This window comes from Enterobacter cloacae complex sp. SHL001, from assembly GCF_049236825.1.
GTDB lineage: Bacteria > Pseudomonadota > Gammaproteobacteria > Enterobacterales > Enterobacteriaceae > Enterobacter > Enterobacter hormaechei_C.
In genome coordinates this window covers 20,468-39,603 of sequence record NZ_JBMKIP010000010.1, presented here as the reverse complement: position 1 = coordinate 39,603, position 19,136 = coordinate 20,468, and the positions used below count along the sequence as shown (strand labels likewise).

Sequence of the window (19,136 nt, the reverse complement as noted above, 5' to 3'; positions counted from 1 at the left end):
GCCGGGCGGAACACGCGTTCCGCCCGAAGAGGTTAGCCTGCGTTACAGGCTAATTTCGCCGCCACCTCCTGATGTTCACTCATTATTGAAAACTCACATAACTTATCGCGAGTAATAAAGTTAAAGATCACTATCGTCAGGCAAATAATAAAGACGATGCCTAACGCAGTTTTTAATGGCGTCATGCCTTTTACTCCTTGTGTAAAAAAGAATAAGAGGCTACTCTCAACCTGTTGGTAGTTGAGGGAGTAGCCTCGGGTAAATGAAAATTTCCCGGGGCTTCCTACTTTCTGTCCCTCAACAATGCTCAAGACAGAAAGTCTTAAGCACCCGCCGCACATCTTATCCCTCTGAATTAAAATGCAAAGATGTAATTCTTTTTCGCACGAATTACATTATTTCTGCGAGCCGCTTTCCAGAATAACAATTGATATTTTTAATGTGTTAAGCGGAAATAAAAAGGGAGTGAATATCTCACTCCCTTTATTCATCGATTAATTAACGGCATCAACCCATTGCGCTTTCACGCAGGCGGGCTTTCAGCTTGTTATATTCGTCGATCACATACTGTTCCGCAGCGTGTTGATCCGCTATTGGCTCCACGTTTACGGCGCAGTATTTATACTCCGGCGTTTTGGTTATCGGGCTTAAGTTCTCCGTCACCAGCTCGTTACAGGCGCCAATCCACCACTGGTAGGTCATATAGACTGCCCCTTTGTTTGGACGGTCGCTGACCTGCGCGCGGGTAATGATGCGGCCTTTACGCGAGTTCACCCACACCAGCGCTTCATCTTCAATACCGAGACGTTCGGCATCGGCGGTGTTGATCTGCGCGTAGCCCGGTTCATCCGCCAGCGCCGCCAGCGCGGCGCAGTTGCCGGTCATGGAGCGGCAGGAGTAGTGGCCCACTTCACGCACGGTGGAGAGCACCATCGGATACTCGTCGGTGAGCTTATCGATCGGCGCGACCCAGTCGCAGGTGAAGAACTGCGCCAGCCCGTTCGGGGTGTCGAACTTCTCTTTAAAGAGGTATGACGTCCCCTGATCGGATTCTGACTCATCCCGGCACGGCCACTGGATGTAGCCCAGCTCACCCATTTTTTCATAGGTTGCCCCATAAAAGTCCGGACACAGATGCCGCAACTCGTCCCAGATCTCCTGGGTGTTGTTGTAGTGCATCGGGTAGCCCATGCGGGTGGCGATTTCGCTGATGATCTGCCAGTCCGTTTTCAGATCCCACTTCGGCTCGACGGCCTTGAAGAAGCGCTGGAAGCCGCGGTCTGCTGCCGTATAGACACCTTCATGCTCGCCCCAGGAGGTCGACGGCAGAATCACATCCGCCGCTGCCGCGGTTTTGGTCATAAAGATATCCTGAACAATCACCAGCTCCAGATCCTCAAAGCCTTTGCGCACCGCGGACAGTTCGGCGTCGGTCTGGAGCGGATCTTCACCCATGATGTAGGCCGCACGTACTTCACCGTGCGCCGCGCGGTGCGGCAGCTCGCTGATGCGGTATCCGGTGTGTGCCGGCAGACTTTCCACGCCCCAGGCCTTCGCAAACTTCTCGCGGTTTTCCGGGAACTTCACGTACTGGTAGCCCGGATAGGTGTCCGGCAGCGCGCCCATATCACACGCACCCTGCACGTTATTCTGACCACGCACCGGGTTCACGCCCACATGCGCTTTACCCAGATTGCCGGTCAGCATGGCGAGGCTGGTGAGCGAGCGCACGGTTTCCACACCCTGGTAGAACTGGGTCACGCCCATGCCCCACAGGATGGCGGCGGTTTTCGCTCCGGCGTACATCCGCGCCGCCTGGCGGATCTCCTGCGCGCTGACGCCGGTTATCGCCTCTACTGACTCCGGCGTATAGCCTTCGACAATCTTGCGATACTCTTCAAACCCTTCCGTACGGCTCGCGACAAACGCCTGGTCGTAGAGGTTCTCCTCAATAATGACATGCCCCATCGCATTCAACAGCGCGATGTTCGAGCCGTTTTTCAGTGCGATGTGCATATCCGCAATGCGCGCGGTTTCAATTTTACGCGGATCGCAGACGATGATTTTCGCCCCGTTCTGTTTGGCGCGAATAACGTGATTCGCGACGATAGGGTGAGAATCCGCCGGGTTATAGCCGAAGATGAACACCAGATCGGTGTTATCTATCTCATTGATGGCATTACTCATTGCGCCGTTACCGACCGACTGGTGCAGACCTGCAACCGATGGGCCGTGTCAGACGCGAGCGCAGCAGTCGACGTTATTGGTACCAATAACGGCGCGCGCGAATTTTTGCATTACATAGTTAGTTTCGTTACCCGTCCCGCGTGAGGAGCCGGTGGTCTGAATCGCATCCGGGCCATACTTGGCCTTGATGGCGCTGAGGCGCGTGGCGACGTAATCCAGCGCTTCATTCCAGGAGACGGCTTCCAGCTTGCCGCCGCGCTCGCGGCGGATCATAGGGGTTTTCAGGCGCGGCGTGAGGATTTGGGTATCGTTAATAAAATCCCAGCCGTAGTACCCTTTCAGGCACAGCGTGCCCTGATTGGTTTTACCCTGCGCCGCTTCCGCCCGAACGATTTTGCCGTTATCGACCACCAGGTGGATCTTGCAACCTGAGGCACAATAAGGGCAAACCGTGACGACTTTTTTCATCACTTTGCTCCAGTTAAACAGTTCTTACCTGCCCAATATGCAGCTTCTATGCCATGTTTTTACTATGGGTATTTCCTGACTTTACGACCCTTTGCGGGGCGAAACCCTGACGAAAAACAGCCAATCGTCAAAATTGACGTGTCGAAAGGGCAGGGGATGTGACATGGATTGAATTTCCGTCACGTAAAAAACAATTCGGCTGGAGCCAGCGGCAGAATGGTTCAGACTTAACATAATTCCCTGACGGAAGCATGCGATGAAACCGGCGATTCTGGTGGTTGATGATGATGTCGCAGTCTGCGAACTGCTACAGGATGTGCTCAGCGAGCACGTCTTTACCGTGCTGACGTGTCACACCGGTCAGGACGCGGTGAACCGTGTCCAGCAGGACCCTGGCATTGCGCTGGTTCTGCTGGACATGATGCTGCCGGATATCAACGGATTACAGGTTTTGCTGCAACTGCAAAAGCAGCGACCATCGCTACCGGTGGTGATGCTGACGGGGCTGGGAAGTGAATCAGATGTGGTCGTCGGGCTGGAAATGGGCGCCGATGATTACATCGGAAAACCGTTCAATCCGCGCGTGGTGGTCGCCCGCGTTAAGGCGGTGCTGCGTCGAACCGGCGCGCTGGACGCGGAGCCTGCCGCGCCGCGCGTTGAAGGTATTACCTTTAACGGCTGGACGCTGGACACCACCCGCTGCGAGCTGAGCGATCCGCAGCGTAATACCGTGCCGTTAACCCAGGGCGAATACGGCCTGCTGCTGGCATTAACGCAAAACGCCCGCCGGGTACTGAGTCGTGAACAGCTGCTGGAGCTGACCCACAGCGAAAGCGCCGAGGTCTTTGACCGCACTATCGACGTGTTGATCATGCGGCTACGGCGAAAAATTGAGGTCAATCCGCACCAGCCTTTGCTGATCAAAACCATTCGCGGTCTGGGCTATGTTTTTGCCACGGACGTTTCCCATCATGAGAAAGCCGCCTGACCGTTCTCCTGAATAAACGCCTGAAGCTCGGCCAGCGTTTTCGCGCCGTCAATCGCATTGGCCGCCAGCAGGCTGGCCCGCGCGCAGGCGTGCGCCAGATAAATACTCTCGGTAAGCGACAGCGATTCATGGCAACCGTATAAAAAGCCTGCGCAAAACGCGTCGCCCGCACCGACGCTGCCGATAATCTCCTCCTGCGTCAGCTTCCACGACGGAACCCATTGCCCTTTTTCACCCGGCGCTTCACCCCATGCCCCTTCCGGACAGTGGATCACCACCCGCTGCCGCACGCCTGCCGCCAGCAGCTGTGCGGCAGCGTCGGCGATATGGACCATGTTCAGCGCACCATGACCGTCGCGGATCTCAAGCCCGCTAAACTCACCGGCTTCCAGCTCGTTAATCACCAGATAATCAAGATGACGCAGGGCAGGGAGCACCAGCGGCTGATAGCGCGGATCGCCCTTGCGGGAGACCAGATCGAGCGAGGTTTCATACCCCTGATCGCGCATCTGTACCAGTAACCGCGCGCTGCGGGTGCCAAACTCCTCGTCCGGCATGTCCAGGCTGTCGAGCAGCAGCAGATAGCCGAGATGGAAGATCTTCAGCGATCCGTCTAAACGATCGAAGGCGGGAAGATCCAGCAGGCGGTTGGCGCCCGGCGAGTGGAAAAAGGTGCGCTGTCCGCTGGGGTCGGTCATCACCTGCGACATCGACGTTGGGGCGAACGTCGTGCGCTGCACGCGCTGGCGATTGACGTGATACTGGTCGAGCATCGCCAGAATATAGTCTCCGTCGCTGTCTTCCCCAATCAGCCCCACCGCCTGTAACGGCAGGCCGACGTGCATTTTCGCCAGCGTCAGCAGAACGTTGAGCGGCGCACCGCCGGTTGAGCGTTCGCTGTGGGTGATTTCCGCCAGCCAGCCGCGCTCCGGCCACTGTACGATCTGGTGGACGTGATCCACCAGCATGTTGCCTGCGGCGATAATCCCTTTGCGTTCCATTATGCCTGCCCCGCGCTGCCGAAGATGCGCATCTGCTCCGCGACCGTATCGGTAATGGCCTCTTCAATGCCCAGCAGCAGTTCGGCAAACTCATCGTACAGCGGCTGGCGGTTCGCCATGCGCTGCTCAACGGCGGCGAGCGCGGCCTGCGACATGCCGGTATAAAAATTGATTTTATGAATGCCCAGCTCGATAGCGCGGCGGAAGTCGGCATCGCTAATCCCGGAGCCGCCGTGTAAAACCAGCGGCAGCCCCGTCTGCTGGCGAATGGCGTCCAGGCGCGGGAAATCGAGTTTCGGCTCGCCTTTGTATTTGCCGTGCGCGTTGCCGATAGCAACCGCCAGCGCGTCAATGCCGGTTGAATCGACAAATTCGCGCGCCAGCTGCGGGTCGGTAAAGAACGCTTCGTCCGCGTGCCCGTAAAGCGCGCCGCCTTCGTCACCACCGACCGCACCCAGCTCCGCCTCCACCGAGACGCCCACCGCGTGGCACATCTTCACCACTTCCCGCGTCTGGCGAATGTTTTCCTCGTAGCTTAGCGTTGAGCCGTCGAACATAACCGAGCTGAATCCTAAGCGCAGGGCGCGTACGACGGCTTCAAAATGCAGCCCATGGTCGAGGTTAAGCACCACGGGAATATCGTGACGGGCGGCTTCGAACTTCACCGCTTCAACAAGCGACTCCAGAGACACGTACTTAAAATGCACTTCGGCGATGTTGATGATAAACGGCGAGCGTTCCTGCTTCGCGGCGGCAAACAGCGCGCGCAGAAAATGGGAGTCGAGAACGTTGAACGCGCCCAGGGCGTAGCGGTGTTCTCTGGCGTGTGCCAGACCGTCGGCAAGAGAAATCAATGGCATCATTCACTCCTTATATCCGAAACAGGTTGTACTCGTTGCACAGCACCAGCACCGCCGGTTCGTCTTCTTCGATGGTGTTGTAGCGATCGATGGGCTGTAAAAAGTGGTTGTCGTGTTCATCGTCATTGACCGACGACACTTCGCCCACCAGCACGTCGCCAAAGCCGCGTTCACCCCAGAAACTGTGGTACAGGCCGGGCGTCAGGCAGATGCTTTCCCCAGGCGTGAGGCGCAGCTGGCTGCCGGGCGCGTGCGTCTGCCGACAGCCGTCTATCGTGACGATCACGTCGGTGTTTTCGGTCTCCTCATGCGCCCCCGCATTCCATAACTCAATAATCAGATTCCCGCCGCCGCGGTTGATGATGTCCTCCCGCTTGCGCCAGTGGAAATGCATCGGCGTCACCTGGCCGTCGCGCACGTGCATGATTTTTTCGGCATAGCACTTTTCATAAGGCACGCCGTTGGGGGAGCCGTTGCGCAGGGTAAACAGCGTCAGCCCCTGTGCGGCAAAGTGGTTGTCGCCAAACGCCGTCACGTCCCAGCCGAGCCTGAGGTCGAACACCTCCTGCCAGGCGGCCTGGTCAAGCTGCTGCCATTTTGTTGGCGGAAAGCTGGCAAACGGCGGGAGATGCACGTCGTGCATGGAGAAGAACTGCCGCGTGTGGCCGAGGATTTCATTGATGTCGGAGCGTTTCATGGGGACTCCTTGAGTTTTATGCCACCCCCTCACCCCGGCCCTCTCCCTCAAGGGAGAGGGGGAGTAAGTTCCCTCTCCCCGTGGGAGAGGGTTAGGGTGAGGGCATCAGGCCGCACCGGGTTTACTTAACCGTCCACCCCTTATACGTGCCGACGTTCTTTTTATCGATCATCGTCACCGGGATCAGCACAGGCTCTTTCGGCGCAGGTTTGCCCTGGAGAATGTCATAGCCAATCTCCACCGCCTTCGCCGCCATCACCTGCGGATCCTGCGCCGGTGTCGCCACAAACAGGGAGTTTTCGCGCTTCAGGGCTTCTTCACCGTCCGGGCTGCCATCCACGCCAACGATAAAGAACTCATTACGTTGAGCCTGTTTCGCCGCCAGATCGGCGCCGATCGCCGTCGGATCGTTAATTGCGAATACGCCGTCGATCTTCGGATTGGCCGCCAGCAGGGAGGTCATGACCTCCAGTCCGCCTTCGCGGCTGCCTTTGGCGTTCTGATTATCCGAGAGCACTTTGATATCCGGGTGGCGCCTGAACTCGGTCTGGCAGCCCTCCACGCGGTTTTGTACCGCAGAAACCGGCGGCCCGTTGATGATCACCACGTTGCCTTGACCTTTCAGGCGGTCGGTTATGTACTTACAGGCCATCTCCCCCGCCTGGGTGTTATCGGAGGTGATGGTCGCATCAGCCCCTTCCGCCGCCACGTCAACCGCCACGACCACGATCCCCGCCTCTTTCGCACGCTTCACCGCCGGGCCGATCCCTTTGGAATCCGCGGCGTTGAGGATGATCATGTCCACTTTCGCCGCAATGAAGTTATCGATCTGCGACACCTGCTGGCCCAGATCGTACCCGCTGGAGACCAGCGTCACCTTGACGTTATCTCCCGCCAGCTTGCGCGCTTCCAGCTCGGCACCTTTGGTGATCTGCACGAAGAACGGGTTAGCCAGGTCGCCCACCGTCACGCCGATGGACTTCAGATCTTTTGCCTGCGCAAACGGGGTTGCGGCCAGCAGCGCGCCAGCACAGAGCGCGGTCACTAAGGGCTTCAATCTCATGCTGTATTCCTCACGTAGGGTATTGTTGTTATGCACTTTGATGGTGTCGGGTACGGTATTTGTCGATCAGCACCGCTATGATGATCACCGCCCCTTTGATCACCAGCTGCCAGAAGTAGGAGACGCCCATCAGCGTCATGCCGTTGTTGAGGGTGGCGATGATCAATGCACCGACCAGCGTGCCGGTGATCGTGCCGATCCCGCCGACGAAGCTGGTTCCGCCGAGGATCACCGCCGCAATCGCATCCAGCTCGTACCCCGTGCCGAGGTTGCCGTTGGCGCTGTAGAGGCGCGAGGCGCTCATCACGCCGCCTAATCCCGAGAGCAGGCCGCTCATGCCGTAGACAAACAGCAGCACCAGCCAGACCTTGATGCCGGTTAAGCGTGCCGCCTGCATATTGCCGCCGACCGCATAGATGTGAACGCCGAGGGTTGTGCGACGCAGGATGAACCAGCACACCACAATCACCGCCAGGGCGATCACCACCAGCCACGGAATCGGGCCGAGGTAGTTGTTGCCGATCCACTCGAAGTTAATGTTGGAGTTAATGACCGTCGTGCCGTCCGCCAGCAGATACGCCGCGCCGCGCAGTGCCGTATAGGTGCCGAGGGTGACGATGAACGGCGGCAGCCCGGCAAAGGCCACCAGCGCGCCGTTGAACAGCCCCAGCACCATACCGAGCATCAGCGCCGCCGGAATGGAGAGCATCGCAAATTCCGGGATAAGCGAGACCACCATCGCCGCTACCGCCGTAGTGCCCAGAATCGAGCCCACAGAGAGGTCAATCCCGCCGGTCAGGATGATGAAGGTCATCCCCGCCGCCAGCACGATGTTGATCGACGCCTGCCGGGTAATATTCAGCAGGTTGCTCTCGGTGAAAAAGTTCGGGGCGATAAAGCCAAATACCGCCACAATCAGGATTAAAATTGGCAAAATGCCGATCGTTTGCATCAGATCGCTCATCAGCATTTTTTTGGCGGAGGCGGATTTCGCCACCTGCTGCGGATGGGTTGGAGTTGTCATAATTACACCGCCTGATGATGTGTGTCGTTCACGCCGGTTGCCAGCGTCATAATGTTTTCCTGAGAGATGTCGCGTCCGTGGAGTTCACCCGCGATGCTGCCTTCCCGCATCACGTACACCCGGTCGCTCATGCCCACCACTTCCGGCAGCTCGCTGGAGATCATCAGAATCGCCACCCCTTTGCGCGCCATCTGGTTCATGATGCGGTAGATCTCGCTTTTCGCGCCGACGTCCACCCCGCGCGTGGGCTCGTCCAGAATCAGAATGCGCGGGCCAATCGCCACCCAGCGGGAGATCAGCAGCTTTTGCTGGTTGCCGCCGGAGAGCCCGCCCGCGCGCACCTGAGAATGCGGCACGCGGATATTGAGCAGGGCGATGGCGTCATCGGAAATAGACTGCGCTTTTTTGCGGTTCAGCCAGCCGAAGGTGGCGTCGCGCTCCAGCGTCGCCATGGTGATGTTCTCCTGCGCCGCCAGCTCCAGAAACAGCCCCTGCTCCTTGCGGTTCTCGGTAAGAAAACCGATGCCGTTTTCAATGGCCGCGCGCGGGGAGTGGATCACCACCGGTTCGCCGTCGACCTCGATCATGCCGCCGGTGGCTTTGCGCACGCCGAAGATCAGCTGCGCCAGCTCGGAGCGACCGGCCCCGACCAGCCCCGCCAGCCCGACGATTTCACCGGAGCGAACCTGCAAACTGCACGGCAGCACTTTTTTGCCATCTGTCAGGTGGTGCACGTTCAGACGCGGGCTGCCGAGCGGAATATCGCGCTCTTTGTTGAACAGGTCGCTTAACGGACGGCCCACCATCATGCGCACCAGCTCGGAGGCATTCAGCTTGTCGCGCGTCAGGCTGCCGACGTACTGCCCGTCGCGCAGGACGCTGACGCGATCGGAAAGCTCATACACTTCCGCCATGCGGTGGCTGATGTAGATAATCGCCATCCCTTCATCGCGCAGGCGCAAAATCAGTTCGAACAGACGGTGGGTTTCGCGCGAGGAGAGGGCGGCGGTGGGTTCATCCATCACCAGAATACGGCTGTTGCGGTGCAGCGCACGGGCGATCTCCACCTGCTGTTGCTCGGCGATGGTCAGCTTCATGACCAGGTCGGTGGCACTGAACTGCGCGCCCAGACGGTCAATGACCGCCTGCGCCTGGGCTGCCATCTCTTTGCGCTGGACCAGCCCGCCGCGCGACAGCTCGCTGCCGAGAAAAATGTTTTCCGCCACGGTCAGGTTAGGAGCAAGCTGCATCTCCTGATAAATCAGGGTAATGCCTGCGGCCAGCGCATCCTTCGGACCTTTGATGTGAAACGGCTGACCGTCGATGAGGATGTCGCCGCTGCTGGCGGTATATGCGCCTGCGAGGATCTTCATCAGCGTGCTTTTTCCGGCGCCGTTTTCCCCCATCAGCGCGTGGATCTCTCCGGGGAAAACCGTCAAATCCACACCTTTGAGCGCGTGGAAATTGCCAAACGTCTTGGCAATGTGGCGCATCTCTAAAACCGGGGTTCTGCTCATGGCGGATCTCCTGTGAATGTCGATATCTGCACTTCATCACAGGTGCGTAAATGCAAAATGTCAGAAGCTGTTCATATTTGTCATAGTTATGAATAGCGAATCGCCATCACATTTTCCTTTTCCCTCTCCCTGTGGGAGAGGGCCAGGGTGAGGGCACCAAACCGCAGAGGAGCCCAAACCCCATGTCTTCACGCCCCCCGTTCTTCACCAGCGCCCGCGGTCGCCTGCTGATATTTAACCTGCTGGTGGTGGCGGTAACGCTGATGGTCAGCGGCGTGGCGGTGCTCGGCTTTCGTCATGCCAGCCAGATCCAGGAGCAGGTGCAGCAGCAAACGCTGGATGATATGACTGGCAGCATGAACCTCGCGCGTGATACCGCGAATGTGGCGACGGCGGCGGTGCGGCTGTCGCAGGTAGTCGGTGCGCTGGAGTACAAAGGCGAAGCTGAACGGCTGAAACAGACGCAGATGGCGCTGCGCCACTCGCTGGAGCAGCTTGCCGATGCGCCGCTGGCGCAGCAGGAGCCGGCGCTGGTGGCGCGTATTATCCGCAGGAGCAATGAGTTACAGCAGAGCGTGACGGGAATGCTGGAGCGCGGGCAAAAACGGCATCTGGAGCGTAACGCGCTGCTCAGCGCGCTGTATCAAAGCCAAAGCTACCTGCGTCATTTGCAGGATATCAACCGCCGTTACGCGAGCAATGTGCCAGACGCCCGGCAGCTTGCAGAGATGGACAGGCTGATCGTTGCCGCCATTGATACCCCTTCACCGCGCGCCACGGTGCAGCAGCTGGATGCAGTAACCGCGATGTTACCCGCGAGCGCCCTGCAACCGGTGGTCAACCTGGTGCTCCCGGATTTTAATGATGAGCTGCGCAAGCTCGCGCCACTGTCGAAGCAGCTGGAAGAGAGCGATCTGTCCATCAGCTGGTACATGTTCCACATCAAGGCGCTGGTGGCGATATTAAACCGCGACATTAATCAGTACGTTGAACAGGTGGCGCAGGCCTCCCGGCTGCGTACCGCCCAAAGCCACCAGGAGCTGCGCTCCATCAGCGTGTTTATCAGCGTCTTCGCGGTGCTGGCGCTGATCATCACCGGCTGCGCCTGCTGGTATATTTACCGCAATCTGGGCTCCAACCTGACGGCTATCTCAAGGGCAATGTCGCGCCTCGCTCACGGCGAGCAGGATGTGTCGGTGCCCGCGCTACAGCGGCGTGATGAGCTGGGGGAACTGGCGCGCGCGTTTAACGTTTTTGCCCGCAATACCGCTTCGCTGGAGCACACCACGCGGCTGCTGAAGGAGAAGACCTCGCAGATGGAGGTTGACCGCATCGAACGTCAGGGGCTGGAGGAGGCGCTGCTGCACAGCCAGAAAATGAAGGCGGTTGGGCAACTGACGGGCGGGCTGGCGCATGATTTTAATAACCTGCTGGCGGTGATTATCGGCAGTCTGGAGCTGACCGATTCAGCGTCACCGGACGCGCCGCGCATCACTCGTGCGCTCAAAGCCGCGGAACGCGGGGCCATGCTCACCCAGCGTCTGCTGGCCTTCTCGCGCAAGCAATCCCTGCAACCCCATGCGGTAGAGATGAAGCCGCTGCTGGAGAACCTGAGCGAGCTGATGCGGCACTCGCTTCCCGCCACGCTGACGCTGGATATTGAAGCGCAAACCCCGGCCTGGCCCGCATGGATTGACGTCAGCCAGCTGGAAAACGCCATTATCAACCTGGTGATGAACGCCCGTGATGCAATGGAGGGGCAAAATGGTGTGATCAAAATCCGCACCTGGAACCAGCGTGTGACCCGCAGCGACGGGCGCAGGCAGGATATGGTCGCGCTGGAGGTGATTGACCACGGCTGCGGGATGTCGCAGGAGGTGAAATCGCAGGTCTTTGAACCGTTCTTCACCACCAAACAGACCGGCAGCGGCAGCGGGTTAGGGCTGTCGATGGTGTACGGCTTTGTGCGTCAGTCCGGGGGACGCGTTGAGATCGAAAGCGCGCCGGGGCAGGGAACCACCGTGCGGCTCCAGCTGCCGCGCTCGACGCTGCCCGCGTTCTCTGATGATGCCGCGCTGGCGACCACGGCCCCGGCAGAGAGTGAGCTGCTTGTGCTGGTCCTGGAAGATGAGGCGGGCGTGCGGCAGACCCTGTGCGAGCAATTGCACCAGCTTGGCTACCTGACGCTTGAAGCCGAAAACGGCGAGCAGGCGCTGAACATGCTGGACGCATCACCGGATATCGGCATGTTTATCAGCGACCTGATGTTGCCGGGCGGCCTGAGTGGTGCGGAGGTGATCGGCCATGTACGCAGCCACTATCCGCAGTTGCCGGTGCTGCTGATCAGCGGGCAGGATTTGCGCCCGGCGCATAACCCGCAGCTGCCGGACGTTCAGTTACTGCGAAAACCGTTCACCCGCGCACAGCTGGCGCAGGCGCTGCGCAAGGTGATGGCAGGAACCGGCAGCGAGCCAGGGTAGCGGCCCCCTGAGCGCCGTTAAAAGACGACGACGAGGCAGGGATAAATTTCACGGACTCATGCGGCAGCGGGCGGCGCAAATGCTGCTTTATCCCGACAATCAGCGCTTCGCGCGGAAAGCCAGGCATATCCATTACGCCGCCACCGAGGATCACCGCATCCGGATCGAACAGATTTACACTGGTGGCAATGGCGCGGGCTGCATGATTCAGGAGTTGTTGTACGAAGGGGTCATCGGGTACGGCTGAAAAGATATCTCCCATCGCATACTCGCGGGGCTGCTGTTCGTACCACTGTTTCAATGCGATACCGGAACAAACTGTTTCCAGACAGCCCGGGTTGCCACAACCACAGTGCCGCGTCATATCCCCCTGTGGAATATGCCCGAGCTCGCCCGCTACGCCGTGCGCGCCCGTCCATGGAGCACCGTTTAGCCAGATGGCAAATCCCATGCCGGTGCCAAGATAGGCCGCCAGAACCTCTTGCTGCTGGAGATTGTGTTGCACCACGTCAAACGAAAGCTGAAGGTTAACGTCGCGGGAAAATTCGACCGGGCAGCCTAGCGCATCTTCAAGTTTTCCCGCCAGATCGCGGAGCTCATTCGCCTGCAAAGGCAGATTTGGCGTCGAAATAATGGTGCGTTTGTCTTTGCCGACCAGTGCCGGAAAGCCCATGACCAGACCGCGACAGTGAACCTGTAAATGACGCAGCTGAGCCGTGATCATTTCCGTCACGCCGCACACCACACCAGAGCGGATAACCTCCGCGGTGCGCTGTTTTTCACAATGCAACACCGCACCGTCGGCCGTTTGCAGGCAAAAACGGATATGAGTGGCCCCCATATCCACTCCGGCGACGACATCAGGCTGTTTTTGCATGAGGAACAACCTCGTTTCGTGCCGACAGGATCTGCCCGGCCATAAGCTGCCATGCATCCCCGATATTCTCTGCATGGTTGAACAGACCAGACGTTCCGACGATAAAGACATCTGCGCCGGCGGCCATCAGTTTTTTATAGGTGGCCTGATTGCATGAGCCATCGATCTCAATCTCATAGCTCAGCCCTTCGCGTTCGCGCCAGGCTTTCAGCTCGGCAATTTTCTCCAGCATTTCCGGAATGAACGGCTGCCCGGCAAAGCCTGGATCGACGGTCATCACGGTGATTTTGTCCGCCTTATGAATATAGTATTTCATCGCCTCAACCGGGGTTTCCGGGTTGAGGATGAGTCCCACCTTCATACCGTGACGACGGATCTCTTCAATCAGGCGGAAAGCCTGACCGTTGATGGTCTCCGGGTGCAGTGTGATGAAGTCTGCTCCGGCCTGCGCCAGCTGGCTTATGTAGTCCTGCGGGCGAGTCACCATCAGGTGACAGTCCAGTGGTTTGGTGGCGAGCTTCTTCACCTGGCCGACAAAGAACGGAGACAGCGTCAGATTAGGCACAAAGTGGCCGTCCATGATGTCGATATGGAAGTAGTCCGCGTGCTGGTCAATAAATTCGATCTGTTCTTTGAATTTCAGCAGATCCATACACATCAGGGAGGGTGAAATTTTCATAGTGATTTCCTTACTTACTGATCAATCTGTCGAGGGCAACAGCGGCGATAATCAACCCGCCCATTACCACCAGCTGGTAGTAGGTTTGTACCTGTAAGATATTGAGTCCGTTATTGATGGTGCCGATGATGAGACCACCAATCACGACCGAGAAGATGCGGCCTTTACCGCCGAAGAAGCTGGTTCCGCCGATGATGGCGCTGGCGATGGCGTATGTTTCAAATCCCATCCCGGCCAGCGGCTCCGCTGCGCCCAGACGCGCGGTCGACACCACGCCCGCCAGCCCGGCGCATACGCCAGAAATAATGAACACCACCAGAATATGAAACTTCACGTCGATGCCGGAGTAGAACGCCGAGTTTTTGTTACCGCCCAGGGCGTAGATATTGCGCCCCAGCCGCATACGGGTGGTGAGGAACCAGAGGATCACCGCGACGATCAGCGAGAAGATGACCGGTACGGGTATCCCGAGGACGCTGGCAGCGAAGAAGTTTACAAAATCGAACGAGAAGCCATAGACGGAGTTAGCATCGGAAATCACCAGCGTGATGCCGCGAAAAATGGCGTTAGTACCGAGAGTGATAATGAACGGATGTAGCCCGGTCCAGTTGACCAGACAGCCATTGATCGCCCCCAGCGCGCCGCCGACCAGTACGCCGCCAATCAGTGCTGCAAAAAACGGGTCGACACCAGCCAGCATCAGTTTGGCAGTCACCATGCCGGAGAGTGCCAGAATGGCTCCGACGGACAGATCAATACCCGCGACAAGGATGGCAAAGAATTCGCCCATCCCGATCAGCACCGTTACCGAGCTCTGGACAAAAATCTGCGTGATGTTGTTGGTGGTGAGGAAGTACTCCGATGACAGCGTGCCAAAGATGGCGACTATAATCGCGAGGATAAAAAAGGTACCGTACTTGTCCCAGAACAGCGCGAAGTTAAATGGCTTTTTCTCCGCCATATCGCCTTTCACTCTTGTGGTAATGCCCATGCCATGATCTCCTCTTCGCTCATGTCGTCGCGATTGGTCAGGATTTGCGTCAGCCGCCCTTCGCAGAACACGGCGATGCGGTCGCAGACGGCGATAATTTCAGGTAATTCAGACGACACCATCAGGATGACCTTGCCTTCGTCAGCCAGCTGGCGCATCACCTTGTAGATTTCGGCCTTTGCGCCGACGTCGATGCCTCGCGTGGGTTCATCAAAAATGATGACGTCCGGATTGCAACACAGCCATTTAGAAATCAGCACCTTTTGCTGATTGCCGCCGGAGAGTTCGGTGATGTTTTGCTCTACGCTATGGCACTTCAACGCCAGCAACTGGCGCTGTGCTTCGGCGGTCTTGCGTTCTTCATGCTCGCGAAAGAGCCCCATGGCCCCTTTATAGCCACCGTTTTTCAGGCTCTGGCTGACGGCCATGTTTTGGGCGATAGAGAAATTAGGGAAAAAGCCATTTTCGCGGCGGCTTTCGGTGATGTAGGCCATCCCTTTTTTCAACGCATCCAGAGGCGAACGCGGGGAGATGGTTTTGCCGTTGAGGCGAATTTCACCGCTCGCGCGTTTATCCACGCCGAAGAGACAGTCCATCAGTTCGGTACGTCCCGAGCCGACCAGACCCGCAAAACCCAGTATTTCGCCGCGGTTCACGCTGAACGAAATATCTCGCACTTTTTTCTTGTCCCGGCTGGTGACGTTGTTCACCTCAAACACCGTGTCGCGTTCGATGTTGCCGGTGCTCTCTTTCATGGCGTTAAAGCGGTTTTGCAGTTCGCGGCCGACCATCAGGCGCACAATGTCGTCGTTTGAAACGTCACTCACCAGGCCACTGCATACGCTGGAACCGTCTTTCATTACCGTGTAGCGGTCGCAGATGCGGCGGATTTCCGCGAGCTTATGCGAGATATAGACAATGGCGGTGCCTTCTTTACGCAGCTGATTCATGATCAAGAAAAGATAATCCACCTCTTTATTGGTTAATGAAGATGTGGGTTCATCCATAATGATCACTTTGGCATCGAGCATTAAGGTTTTCGCAATTTCCAGCATCTGTTTATGGCTGATGGATAAATTCGCTACTTTTTCATCTAAATCGACTTTTAATCCGACGCGTAAGAGCATCATCGCACCGCGAATGCGCATCTCTTTCCAGTCAATAATCCTGATGCCACAAACCTTTTTAGTCAGGTGACGGCCTATATATAGATTTTCCAGCACGGTTAATTCATCAATAACGCTGAGTTCCTGATATATAATGCCGATGCCCAGTTGTGCTGCCAGTTTATGATCCAATTTGTCGTAATTCTTTTCATTAATAATAATGGAGCCTTTGGTCGGCTCATGAATTCCCGACAATACTTTCATTAAGGTTGATTTACCGGCACCATTCTCCCCTAATAACGCGTGGATCTCATGAGGGTATATAGTTAAATCAACCGATTTTAATGCGTGAACCGGACCAAAGGATTTGCCGATCCCCGCCATCGAGATATATGGCGTGACCATGTTTATTTCCTTCTCTGTTCACCCTCTCCCTGTGGGAGAGGGCCGGAGTGAGGGCATCAAGCCGCACAGTTCTGCGTTATTTTGTCACCAGAATCGAATCCACCAACTTGAATTCAGGCGTTTTTTCCAGCGGGATGACTTTCCCGGTTTTCGCGGCATCCACCATTAATTTCAGGCCGGTCGCCCCGATGTCCGCCGGGTTTTGTGCGACGGTTGCCGTCATCTGACCGGCTTCGACCATCTTACGCGCCTCTGGAATACCATCGGTGCCGACCACCAGCACTTTGCCAATTTTACCGGCGTTTGCCACCGCCTGCGCCACGCCCATCGCCATGGTATCGTTCGCGCAGTAGAAGGCTTTCAGATTCGGGTTTCGTTGCAGCACGTTGGTTGCCACATCCAGAGCTTTAATGCGATCCCAGTCAGCGGGCTGGCTGGCAACCAGCTTAATTTGGTTTGCTTTTTTGAAGGCTTCTGTTGCGCCATTGCGGCGCGCCTCGCCCGATGCGTTACCGGCTTTACCCTCAATGATTGCGACTTCGCCCCCCTCCGCACCAAGTTTATTGATAATAAAATCGGCCCCTTTTGCGCCGACGGCCACGTTGTCCGTTGTGACAAACCCCTCTACATTGCCACCTGCTTTTTTCAGGTTATCCATATCGATTTTTTCATCGAGATTCACCAGATAGAGACCTTTCTGCCAGGCGCGCGCGACGGGCATGACCAGATTCACGGAGGAGAGTGGGGCAAAAGCGATACCCTTGTATTTTTTATTACTCAGATCTTCGAACAGCTGTAGCTGGGACTGAAAATCCCCTTCTGACGGCGAGGCAAAAATATCAACGCTTACTCCCAGGGTTTTGGCTTCATCTTCAATCCCTTTCTTCATATCCACCCAGAATGGATTGGAGAGCGTTTTTAATACCACCGCATATTCCGCAGCAGCAAACGCGCTGGTGGATAACATTAAGCCCATAGCGGCGCCGCTGAAATATTTCAGATATTTATTCATAGCAGTGTTCTCAATGTAGGGTATGTTGTTGTTAATCCCGCCTGAGCAGGATTAACCTTTTAATTTACTTCAGTGCGCCAGGAGAGAAGAAATCCACAATAGCGCCGGTTTTTTGCATATTAAGTGTGGCCTGTTCGATATTTTGTTGTGCAACGGAAACAAATAACGCATCTAATAATGTAAGCTGTAATATACGCGCGGAGGCGTTGCGCCCTAATAACGGGGTCTCTGGTGCTGGCGAACAAATAATATAATCAGCAAGTTTAGCAATCGGCGAATGGTAGCTATGGGTAATACAGATAATTTTGGCGCCGTTCTTTTTTGCTAACTCAACTGCTGCTTTCACATCACTGGTGCGGCCGGAATGGGAGACCACCAGTACCACATCCCCTTCCTTCAGCAGCGATGCCGACATCATCATAATGTGCGCGTCCTGATACGACTGGCAGCGCACGCCGATGCGTAGAAACTTATGCTGGATGTCGGCGCAAATAGCGTTAGAACCACCCACACCGTACAGATCGCGCTGGTTGGCCTGGGCGAAGAAACGTGCCGCGCGGTGAATTTCATCCACGTTCACTATCGACTGGCCTTCCATAATGGTGCGCAGCGTAATATTGAACACTTTGTTAACCACATCCTGTGGTGCTTCATCAAAAGCGAGTTCCGCAGGTAATACTTGTTCGGATTGCGAGAAGTAGTCGACCAGCGCCGCACGCAGGTTACGGAAACCGCTAAAGCCGAGCAGTTTGGCCACTTTCACGATCATCGCTTCCGACACCATCAGCGTTTCGGCAACGTCTTTAATCGCAGGCGCGCCGCTCAGGTTACCCGGCTGGAGCAGCCAGTCGACGATACGGCTTTCGTTGTCGGTCATGCCTTCCTGCTTCATGCGCAGGTACGGTGCAAGGCCAATGCCGTTAGGCAGCTCTTTTTTAAATTCTGACTGACTCATCGCTCTCTTTTGTCCTTAAAAATGAAGACGACACTATATCACCACACTCTGGCATGAAAATATGCTGGTAACTTCACAATGTTTAAAAATTCATAAAGTTTTATTGTCTGTGAAGTTTTGATGGGCGATTGCTTTATTATTCCCTTGAAAATCAATAATATAATTATGACACGTTAACGGATTTTAATGCATGCCGTAAGAAATATACCGTCATGAGAGAGTTGAAATGTCAAAGTCATGGGTGTAGAACACGCGCAGAACTCGATGGTTTTGAGGTTTTATTGCACAACTGACCGGTCTTAAATCACAACTCCATCGAGTTCGTAAAGTTAACCCACGATGAGGTTTATTATGAAAAAGATTGCATTTGGCTGCGATCACGTAGGTTTTATGCTGAAAGAGGATATTCTGGCCCATCTGCGCGCGCGTGGCATCGACGTGGTGGATAAAGGCACCTGTTCCCCGGAGCGTACTGACTACCCGTATTATGCCAGCGCGGTTGCACAGGCTATTATCGATAAGGAGGTGGATGGCGGCATCCTGATCTGCGGAACGGGGGTAGGGATCTCCATTACGGCCAATAAGTTCCCGGGCATCCGCGCAGTGGTCTGTAGCGAACCTTATTCAGCTCAGCTTTCAAGGCAGCATAACAACACGAATGTGCTGGCATTTGGTTCGCGCGTGGTCGGACTGGAGCTGGCAAAAATGATCGTCGATGCCTGGCTAAATGCACCGTTTGAAGGGGGACGACATCAGGCGCGAGTCGATGCGATAGGGGCGATTGAACAGGCCAGGAATTGAGATTCCTCCGCTACCCCGGTTCCCT

17 protein-coding genes are annotated in these 19,136 nt (G+C 56.4%); 3 read left to right on the top strand and 14 right to left on the bottom strand.

Annotation, left to right across the window (positions count from 1 at the left end; all coding sequences use genetic code 11):
* Positions 1 to 32: 32 nt before the first annotated feature.
* Complete coding sequence (locus tag ACOTYH_RS19965) at positions 33 to 185, bottom strand: Hok/Gef family protein (protein WP_421637873.1); 153 nt, start codon at positions 183 to 185, stop codon at positions 33 to 35.
* A gap of 322 nt (positions 186 to 507) precedes the next feature.
* Positions 508 to 2,655, bottom strand: coding sequence for a formate dehydrogenase subunit alpha (fdhF, locus tag ACOTYH_RS19960; protein WP_080024796.1), 2,148 nt, complete (start codon positions 2,653 to 2,655; stop codon positions 508 to 510).
* Positions 2,656 to 2,911: 256 nt separating this feature from the next.
* Here fdhF and ACOTYH_RS19955 point away from each other — a divergent pair, with 256 nt between their 5' ends.
* Positions 2,912 to 3,643, top strand: coding sequence for a response regulator (locus ACOTYH_RS19955; protein WP_015570202.1), 732 nt, complete (start codon positions 2,912 to 2,914; stop codon positions 3,641 to 3,643).
* Here ACOTYH_RS19955 and ACOTYH_RS19950 read toward each other — a convergent pair.
* From ACOTYH_RS19950 to ACOTYH_RS19925, 6 genes are all read right to left on the bottom strand, one after another.
* Positions 3,625 to 4,644: a carbohydrate kinase family protein gene (locus ACOTYH_RS19950; protein WP_109937900.1), complete on the bottom strand. Its 1,020-nt coding sequence runs from the start codon at positions 4,642 to 4,644 to the stop codon at positions 3,625 to 3,627. The genes ACOTYH_RS19955 and ACOTYH_RS19950 overlap by 19 nt on opposite strands.
* Positions 4,644 to 5,504: a ketose 1,6-bisphosphate aldolase gene (locus ACOTYH_RS19945; RefSeq protein ID WP_006810451.1), complete on the bottom strand. Its 861-nt coding sequence runs from the start codon at positions 5,502 to 5,504 to the stop codon at positions 4,644 to 4,646. The genes ACOTYH_RS19950 and ACOTYH_RS19945 overlap by 1 nt, the downstream gene beginning before the upstream one ends.
* Positions 5,505 to 5,514: 10 nt before the next feature.
* Positions 5,515 to 6,201, bottom strand: a complete 687-nt coding sequence (locus tag ACOTYH_RS19940; protein WP_058688828.1) for a D-lyxose/D-mannose family sugar isomerase — start codon at positions 6,199 to 6,201, stop codon at positions 5,515 to 5,517.
* A gap of 121 nt (positions 6,202 to 6,322) precedes the next feature.
* Positions 6,323 to 7,264: an ABC transporter substrate-binding protein gene (locus ACOTYH_RS19935; protein WP_086626584.1), complete on the bottom strand. Its 942-nt coding sequence runs from the start codon at positions 7,262 to 7,264 to the stop codon at positions 6,323 to 6,325.
* Positions 7,265 to 7,292: 28 nt separating this feature from the next.
* On the bottom strand, positions 7,293 to 8,288 hold the full coding sequence (locus ACOTYH_RS19930; protein ID WP_003860239.1) for an ABC transporter permease subunit: 996 nt from the start codon (positions 8,286 to 8,288) through the stop codon (positions 7,293 to 7,295).
* A 2-nt stretch (positions 8,289 to 8,290) separates the two neighbouring features.
* The gene (locus tag ACOTYH_RS19925; RefSeq protein ID WP_023302933.1) at positions 8,291 to 9,805 is read right to left on the bottom strand and encodes a sugar ABC transporter ATP-binding protein; all 1,515 of its coding nucleotides are present in this window, start codon (positions 9,803 to 9,805) and stop codon (positions 8,291 to 8,293) included.
* A 182-nt stretch (positions 9,806 to 9,987) separates the two neighbouring features.
* Here ACOTYH_RS19925 and ACOTYH_RS19920 point away from each other — a divergent pair, with 182 nt between their 5' ends.
* Positions 9,988 to 12,285: a hybrid sensor histidine kinase/response regulator gene (locus tag ACOTYH_RS19920; RefSeq protein WP_015570208.1), complete on the top strand. Its 2,298-nt coding sequence runs from the start codon at positions 9,988 to 9,990 to the stop codon at positions 12,283 to 12,285.
* Here the strand turns inward: ACOTYH_RS19920 and alsK are convergent.
* From alsK to ACOTYH_RS19890, 6 genes are all read right to left on the bottom strand, one after another.
* Complete coding sequence (gene alsK / locus ACOTYH_RS19915; RefSeq protein WP_026094412.1) at positions 12,218 to 13,162, bottom strand: allose kinase; 945 nt, start codon at positions 13,160 to 13,162, stop codon at positions 12,218 to 12,220. The genes ACOTYH_RS19920 and alsK overlap by 68 nt on opposite strands.
* Complete coding sequence (gene alsE, locus ACOTYH_RS19910; protein ID WP_015570210.1) at positions 13,146 to 13,841, bottom strand: D-allulose 6-phosphate 3-epimerase; 696 nt, start codon at positions 13,839 to 13,841, stop codon at positions 13,146 to 13,148. The genes alsK and alsE overlap by 17 nt, the downstream gene beginning before the upstream one ends.
* Before the next feature lie 10 nt (positions 13,842 to 13,851).
* Complete coding sequence (gene alsC / locus ACOTYH_RS19905) at positions 13,852 to 14,832, bottom strand: D-allose ABC transporter permease (protein ID WP_017382644.1); 981 nt, start codon at positions 14,830 to 14,832, stop codon at positions 13,852 to 13,854.
* On the bottom strand, positions 14,811 to 16,343 hold the full coding sequence (alsA, locus tag ACOTYH_RS19900) for a D-allose ABC transporter ATP-binding protein AlsA (protein ID WP_017694707.1): 1,533 nt from the start codon (positions 16,341 to 16,343) through the stop codon (positions 14,811 to 14,813). Before alsA ends, alsC begins: the two co-directional genes overlap by 22 nt.
* 76 nt (positions 16,344 to 16,419) lie before the next feature.
* Positions 16,420 to 17,355, bottom strand: a complete 936-nt coding sequence (alsB, locus tag ACOTYH_RS19895) for a D-allose transporter substrate-binding protein (protein ID WP_015570212.1) — start codon at positions 17,353 to 17,355, stop codon at positions 16,420 to 16,422.
* 64 nt (positions 17,356 to 17,419) lie between these two features.
* On the bottom strand, positions 17,420 to 18,310 hold the full coding sequence (locus tag ACOTYH_RS19890; RefSeq protein ID WP_015570213.1) for a MurR/RpiR family transcriptional regulator: 891 nt from the start codon (positions 18,308 to 18,310) through the stop codon (positions 17,420 to 17,422).
* Between the two features lie 351 nt (positions 18,311 to 18,661).
* On the opposite strand from ACOTYH_RS19890, the gene rpiB reads away from it, so the two are divergent.
* Positions 18,662 to 19,111 (top strand): bifunctional allose-6-phosphate isomerase/ribose-5-phosphate isomerase RpiB, encoded by a 450-nt coding sequence (gene rpiB, locus ACOTYH_RS19885; RefSeq protein ID WP_023295775.1) that lies wholly within the window; start codon positions 18,662 to 18,664, stop codon positions 19,109 to 19,111.
* The last annotated feature ends 25 nt before the right edge of the window (positions 19,112 to 19,136 follow it).

Coding starts and splice junctions, on each gene's coding strand:
- rpiB (WP_023295775.1), top strand. CDS start 18,662: ATGAAAAAGATTGCATTTGGCTGCGATCACGTAGGTTTTATGCTGAAA.
- ACOTYH_RS19930 (WP_003860239.1), bottom strand. CDS start 8,288: ATGACAACTCCAACCCATCCGCAGCAGGTGGCGAAATCCGCCTCCGCC.
- alsE (WP_015570210.1), bottom strand. CDS start 13,841: ATGAAAATTTCACCCTCCCTGATGTGTATGGATCTGCTGAAATTCAAA.
- ACOTYH_RS19950 (WP_109937900.1), bottom strand. CDS start 4,644: ATGGAACGCAAAGGGATTATCGCCGCAGGCAACATGCTGGTGGATCAC.
- alsK (WP_026094412.1), bottom strand. CDS start 13,162: ATGCAAAAACAGCCTGATGTCGTCGCCGGAGTGGATATGGGGGCCACT.
- ACOTYH_RS19965 (WP_421637873.1), bottom strand. CDS start 185: ATGACGCCATTAAAAACTGCGTTAGGCATCGTCTTTATTATTTGCCTG.
- ACOTYH_RS19945 (WP_006810451.1), bottom strand. CDS start 5,504: ATGCCATTGATTTCTCTTGCCGACGGTCTGGCACACGCCAGAGAACAC.
- ACOTYH_RS19925 (WP_023302933.1), bottom strand. CDS start 9,805: ATGAGCAGAACCCCGGTTTTAGAGATGCGCCACATTGCCAAGACGTTT.
- ACOTYH_RS19935 (WP_086626584.1), bottom strand. CDS start 7,264: ATGAGATTGAAGCCCTTAGTGACCGCGCTCTGTGCTGGCGCGCTGCTG.
- ACOTYH_RS19955 (WP_015570202.1), top strand. CDS start 2,912: ATGAAACCGGCGATTCTGGTGGTTGATGATGATGTCGCAGTCTGCGAA.
- ACOTYH_RS19940 (WP_058688828.1), bottom strand. CDS start 6,201: ATGAAACGCTCCGACATCAATGAAATCCTCGGCCACACGCGGCAGTTC.
- alsA (WP_017694707.1), bottom strand. CDS start 16,343: ATGGTCACGCCATATATCTCGATGGCGGGGATCGGCAAATCCTTTGGT.
- ACOTYH_RS19920 (WP_015570208.1), top strand. CDS start 9,988: ATGTCTTCACGCCCCCCGTTCTTCACCAGCGCCCGCGGTCGCCTGCTG.
- ACOTYH_RS19890 (WP_015570213.1), bottom strand. CDS start 18,310: ATGAGTCAGTCAGAATTTAAAAAAGAGCTGCCTAACGGCATTGGCCTT.
- alsB (WP_015570212.1), bottom strand. CDS start 17,355: ATGAATAAATATCTGAAATATTTCAGCGGCGCCGCTATGGGCTTAATG.
- alsC (WP_017382644.1), bottom strand. CDS start 14,832: ATGGGCATTACCACAAGAGTGAAAGGCGATATGGCGGAGAAAAAGCCA.